The 6,219-nt window shown below is 33.3% G+C and carries 5 protein-coding genes; 1 reads left to right on the top strand and 4 read right to left on the bottom strand.

Annotated elements, in window-relative coordinates; translation table 11 throughout:
• From ACKI3Q_RS08850 to ACKI3Q_RS08865, 4 genes are all read right to left on the bottom strand, one after another.
• Window positions 1-966, bottom strand: a 966-nt coding sequence (locus tag ACKI3Q_RS08850) for a hypothetical protein (RefSeq protein ID WP_407416234.1), incomplete at its 3' end; no start/stop codon positions are given.
• A 326-nt stretch (window positions 967-1,292) separates the two neighbouring features.
• A complete protein-coding gene (locus ACKI3Q_RS08855; protein WP_407416235.1) occupies window positions 1,293-3,713 on the bottom strand; it encodes a hypothetical protein in 2,421 nt (806 codons plus the stop codon).
• Window positions 3,714-3,929: 216 nt separating this feature from the next.
• Entirely contained in the window at window positions 3,930-4,124 is a 195-nt protein-coding gene (locus ACKI3Q_RS08860; RefSeq protein WP_407416236.1) for a hypothetical protein, read from the bottom strand.
• 20 nt (window positions 4,125-4,144) lie between these two features.
• Window positions 4,145-4,648, bottom strand: coding sequence for a hypothetical protein (locus ACKI3Q_RS08865; protein ID WP_407416237.1), 504 nt, complete (start codon window positions 4,646-4,648; stop codon window positions 4,145-4,147).
• A 303-nt stretch (window positions 4,649-4,951) separates the two neighbouring features.
• Here ACKI3Q_RS08865 and ACKI3Q_RS08870 point away from each other — a divergent pair, with 303 nt between their 5' ends.
• Window positions 4,952-6,094 (top strand): pyridoxal-phosphate-dependent aminotransferase family protein, encoded by a 1,143-nt coding sequence (locus ACKI3Q_RS08870; RefSeq protein ID WP_407416238.1) that lies wholly within the window; start codon window positions 4,952-4,954, stop codon window positions 6,092-6,094.
• Window positions 6,095-6,219: the final 125 nt, after the last annotated feature.

The following is a 6,219-nucleotide window of genomic DNA, read 5'->3' on the forward strand; positions in this document are numbered from 1 at the left end:
TGTTGATAAATTACCCCACACAGGAATCTTATATGAATAGAAAAAATAATCCACATCAATATTAGATTCAGCACCGTCAATAACCGGAATTTTATTATTAAAAGTATCATTAACAAACCTAATTTTTTCACGACTGCGATCAGCATATATTGCTTCACCAGTTAGCTGTGAAGTCGAATTAACAAAAACACACCATGAAACAGTATTGTTCACACCACCAATATACAGTGCACCACCCACTCCTCTTGCCGTGTTATTGATAAATCTGCAATTCTCAATTGTTCCATTGTTTCCGGTCCAGGTCATTGCACCACCATTAACGGCACAATTGTTGTAGAAATTACAGTCTTTCATAGTTCCATTGTTACCCTGCCAGCATATTGGACTTAAAACCTTTTGGTAGCGGTAAATGTCAAAAATTGTGGGACCCATAATGGTACCAGGCACACTATTGGCAAAGGTTAAATTGCTGATTGTTACATTATTTCCAGATATTTTAAATATTGCAAAGTTCTGAGAACCACCCGCATCAATTGCAAAACCATTACCGTTAATAATGATATTATCCGGATTAATTGCAATAATATTATCCTGTAATACTATTCTATTACCGCCATCAAATATATAATCCTTTGAAAAATTATAAACATCACCGGAATGCAGATTCTCAATATCCTCCTTCAAATCATCATATGAACCAGGCACACCACCATTTGTTTGACCATCGTCCATATTAATCTGAATAGAACATCCCAAATTTACCTGAGTATTAACAAGCATTCCAGATACATCATTATTTTCCACTTCCCCAACATTAAAATTATCAATGTTGATTCCATGATTTTGTCCATCTGCAGTAATATTATTACTGATTTGATTTGAATCCGCTGCAAAAGCACATGATACACTTATTAAAAGACATACACTTATTATGACCAAAATCATTAATCTTTTTAAATTCAACATTGAACACCACCATAGTTATTATCACATATAAATTAATTAAGAATAACCCCCATAAATCCAGTAAACAGTTTTAATGAATGAATAATACGAACCAATTAATAAATTAATGCATTAACTTTAGAAGAACATATAATAATTTCACCAAATGTAAACTGCTTTTTACATTACTATCTAAAAATTGAAATATATAAATATTTTGGCAAGCAAATGATTGCATTCATACCCATTAATTTTCTGAAAACAAAAAAAATCGATTAAAAGATAATCAAAGGAATTTTTTTAAAAAATTTGGGTGCAATGGTGATATGCACCCATGCTTTTTTCTATCATGTCGGTGCTGAAATTACTGAAATGTTATCACCTTCGAGTATATATTCTATATCCTCGAGTATGGATCCTTCAGGAGTTGCTACTGAGGATGAATATGTTGATGTTGCATCATTTATGTATAATACTCCTTCATCCCCTTCCATCTGATTAAAACACCACATATCATAGCATGTTGCTTCGGAAAAGAATGTATAACCCACAATTCCAGCAGTCATTCCTGCCACAATTGATCCTCCTATTAACACTGCAGCATATGTTGTGCCATCAAAGTTCAAATTAAATACATTGTTGCAGACCAGTTTTGCAGTCAAAATACTAAGAACGCTTCCTATGGAAAATCCTATAGCCGCAGCCATAAGCATTCCTCCTGAAGCGGCCCCTGCAAGAATACTTAGAACAATGGTTGATCCAATACACCATATTGTACATATGGTCACGTCTGACATGCTTAAACCATCAGTAATGTGAATGGGGCCTTTATTGCTTGTAACGTTTTCTCCATTAACTTTTACTTTGCCCCCGTCTCCTACGCAAACATCATCACCTTCTCCATATGCCTTATTTCCCTTGAATGTGCAGTTGTTAAGTGACAAAAATCCCTGATTAAAGATTGCACCGCCATTTTTAGCATGATTATTTGTGAAAGTACAATTATCACAAACTATATAACCTGTATTTATAATTGCAGCGCCCCAATCCCTTTCAAATACATAGTCCATACGATTGTTATCAAATCGAACATTGTTGAAATAGCAGTTACCTGCAAAACATTTAACGGCGGAATTGAAGTTTTTAATAGTCAAATCATAAGCCATAAATATAGTATTGGAATCACCGACCATGTCAATCCATGTTTGCTCGTCATCTTCATCTTTGGCAAGACCATCAATTGTTGAACCGTTACCCATTATAAGAATAGAATCAAAACCTGATATATTTGGTGTCCAAGAAAGTTCAGATTCAGCATTTATCTTATCTGTAAAAATAACTTCAAAATTATTAACAAAGTTATCAACACCTTCATCTGTGTCAAACCATTGATCCCAGCCTTTAACCGAAGAAATTTCAGAATAATCATAGGCATCATGAACAAAACCAATGAGATTTTGCGTAAGGCTGAATTTATAGTTTTCATGAAGTACACAATCAAAAACCTGATTGAAATCCGTTATATTGGAAAAAGACATTGATTTAAGATAATCAAAACCAAAGTGAAAAACAGGCGGGGAAGGCATATCAATATGGAATGATTCAATCCAATCTACTTTAAAGTTCAACATATCTTTGTAAAATTTGTCCAAATAAACATAATCAGATATTTCCTCATATGCAGCAAAATTCAAAATGAAATCACCACTTTCATTAAAATATTGAGCAAAATAATTAAAATCATCACCAATATTGTTTACACCACCGATTATGATGGATTTGTATATTAAAGGAATAATATCCAATTTATAACCCTTCTCTGCCGATAAATTACCCCACACAGGAATTTTATATGAATAGAAAAGATAATCAGCATCAATATTAGATTCAACACCGTCAATAACCGGAATCTTATTATTAAAAGTATCATTAACAAACCTAATTTTTTCACGGCTGCGATCTAAATATATTGCTTCTCCGGTTAGCTGTGAAGTCGAATTAAGAAAAACACACCATGAAACTGTATTGTTCACACCACCAACATATAATGCACCACCAACTCCTCTTGCCGTGTTATTGATAAACCTGCAATTCTCAATTGTTCCATTGTTTCCAATCCATGTCATTGCACCACCATTAACGGCACAATTGTTATAGAAATTACAGTCTTTCATGGTTCCATTGTTACCCTGCCAGCATATCGGACTGCTAATCCTGTCGAAACGGTAATTGCCATGAACCTTTGGACCGGGCATACTACCCGGCACACTATTAGCAAAGGTCAAATTGCTGATTGTTACATTGTTTCCCAATATTTTAAATATTGCAAAGTTCAGACAACCACCAGCATCAATTGCAAAACCATTACCGTTAATAATAATATTATCCTGATTAATTGCAATAATATTATTCTGCAATGCTATTCTCTGACCACCATCAAAAATATAATCCCTTGTAAAATTATAAACATCACCGGAATGCAAATTCCCAATATCCTCCTTCAAATCATCATATGAACCAGGCACATCACCATTTGTTTGACCATCGTCCATATTAATCTGAATAGAATCTACCAAATTTACCTGAGTATTAACAAGATTATTATCTATTTGTCCAACATTAAAATTATCAATGTTTATTTCATGATTTTGTCCATCTGCAGTAATATTATCACGGATTTGATTTGAATCAGTTGCAAAAGCACATGATGCACTTATTAAAAGGCATGCACTTATTATGACCAAAACCATCAATCTTTTTAGATTCAACATTGAACACCAGAATAGTTATTTCACATGTAAAGTACTTTTTACATCAATATCTAAAAATTGAAATATATAAATATTTTTGCAAGTGAACAATTGCATTCATGCCCTTTCTAAAAAAAATATTAAAAATGATAAATGTCCAAAACCAAATAATTGCTGTCAACACTCAGCAAATAAAAAAAAAGTTAAAGATAAATAATATTTAAAAAAATACAATTAAAATCTTGGTCCCGGGATGAAAACCAAGTCATCCGGAATATTATCATTTGAGTTCTCTAAAGAACTCAAATCAAAATAACAGCAATATTCCTTATCAACAGGACAAGAGGAAAAAACAAAATCCCCTAATATATGATGATTATCAATTGAATCATCCAAATCTGAATTTAAATTTAAAGATGTTTTTAACATTATTAATACCACTTATTCATTTAAAATCGTGGGGAAATTGGAAATCCATGTTCTGGATTGATGCAAGGTCCAATAACAGGTGCGTAATGAGGTCCGAATGGGTAATATGGGAAAACTTCCATATTTGAATCATCTACAGTGCATGGATGCAAGTAAGGGAGGATAGTACCAAATGACTCACCTTCTGCAACAGGAACATCACTACCTGGACGATAGTCAATAACAGGAATATCCATACTTGGACGGTCACTATCTTGATTGTTACTGTCATAATCAATAATTACAATAGGAACAATAGGAACAGAACCATTATCATCAGTAAAATTGCCATCTAAAATAGGGCGTTCAATATCAGAAGAAATAGGTTCAATAGCATCATGACCATTAGCAACATGATCATCTAAAATGGGACTATAAAGACTAACATCTGAAACATCAGCATCTAAATCGGAAGATGCTGAGACAGCACATACACCAACCAATAAAATTGGCAATAATAATAAACAGAATATAATTTTATTCATATAATCATCTTCGAATAATTAACCATTATTATAATCAATTCAGTAAATCACATTATTGAATTTAATATATATATTATAAAAAGTATCTATATAAAGGTTTTCGAATGTAAGTGCTTACTTACATCGTTAAATATTTAAATTAAATAAATTAAATGGTTATTTTAGAATTAAAGTAATTTAAAGAAGAAACTTTTGATTAAAACGGAAAAAATATTTCCGAGGACAATATATAAAAAGTATAAAAATTAAATAAATAACTAGGTTTAGCCATACTAAATCTTTTTTTATAATGGAGGAAAATAAATGGACGAAATTTTATTAATGCTTCCTGGTCCAACAACAGCAGACCCTAGAGTCTTAGCTGCAATGTCAAAAGCTGTTGTAAATCACAGAGGAGCGAAATACGGAGAAATATTAACTGAAACTACAGAATTAATGAGTAAAGTATTCCAAACCCCAAATAAATCTTATTTATTAACCGGATCAGGTACTGCTGCAATGGAAGCTGCTATCGCAAATACTGTTGCGCCTGGCGAAAAAATGTTAAATGTTGTTGGTGGAAAATTCGGAGAACGTTTCATGAAAATAGCTCAGACCCATGGAATTGACGCTCAGGAATTAGCGGTCGAATGGGGAACTGCAGTAACACCAAAACAAATTGAAGAAGCTCTTGATGAAAATGAAGACATCAAAGCAATTTCAGTTATACATAATGAAACTTCTACCGGAGTAGCTGCACCAATCGAGGAAATCGGTAAAGTCATGAGAAACTATGATGCATTATACATCGTAGATACAGTATCATCCCTTGCAGGAGATTATGTGGATGTAGAAAAGTTCGGTATTGATGTTTGTGTAACAGGCTCACAAAAATGTTTGGCAGCACCTCCTGGAATGGCAGCTATTACATTAAGTGATGAGGCATGGAAAGCTGTGGATAATGTTGAAACCAATACATACTACTTAGATTTAAAAGCAGCAAGAAAAAGTGGAAACAAAAACCCACCGGAAACTCCTTACACACCATCCGTTTCCTTAACCTATGCTATGAATGAAGCATTGAAAATAGTTATGGAAGAAGGACTCGAAAATAGAGTTGCACGTCACCACAAAGCAGCAAAAGCTAGTGTTGCAGCTGTAAAAGCATTAGGTTTAGAATTATTCGCTGACGAAGCAGTATCCTCTGCAACCGTAACTGCAGTTAAAATGCCTGAAGGCATTGCAGATGCTGACTTCAGAGGAACAACCCGTGACAAATACGGCGTGGAATTAGCTGGAGGACAAGACCACCTGAAAGGAAATATCTTCAGAATAGGCCACATGGGATGCATTTCCTACAAAGAGTTAGTGCAAACTTTTGCAGCCATTGGAATGACCTTAAAAGGTTTAGGTGCAATTGACGATGCAGGTGCTGGTGTAGCATCAATTACAGAATCATACTTATGATTCTACTTCTTTTCTTTTTTTTACTCAAACCCATTAAAAATATAGAATTTTTTAAAAAAAAACGCTATTTTTCATTTACTCATCAAATAATACATATTTTACCATAAAAAGCATTATTATAACAT

The sequence above is a fragment of the Methanobrevibacter sp. genome, assembly GCF_045636185.1.
Taxonomy (GTDB): domain Archaea; phylum Methanobacteriota; class Methanobacteria; order Methanobacteriales; family Methanobacteriaceae; genus Methanocatella.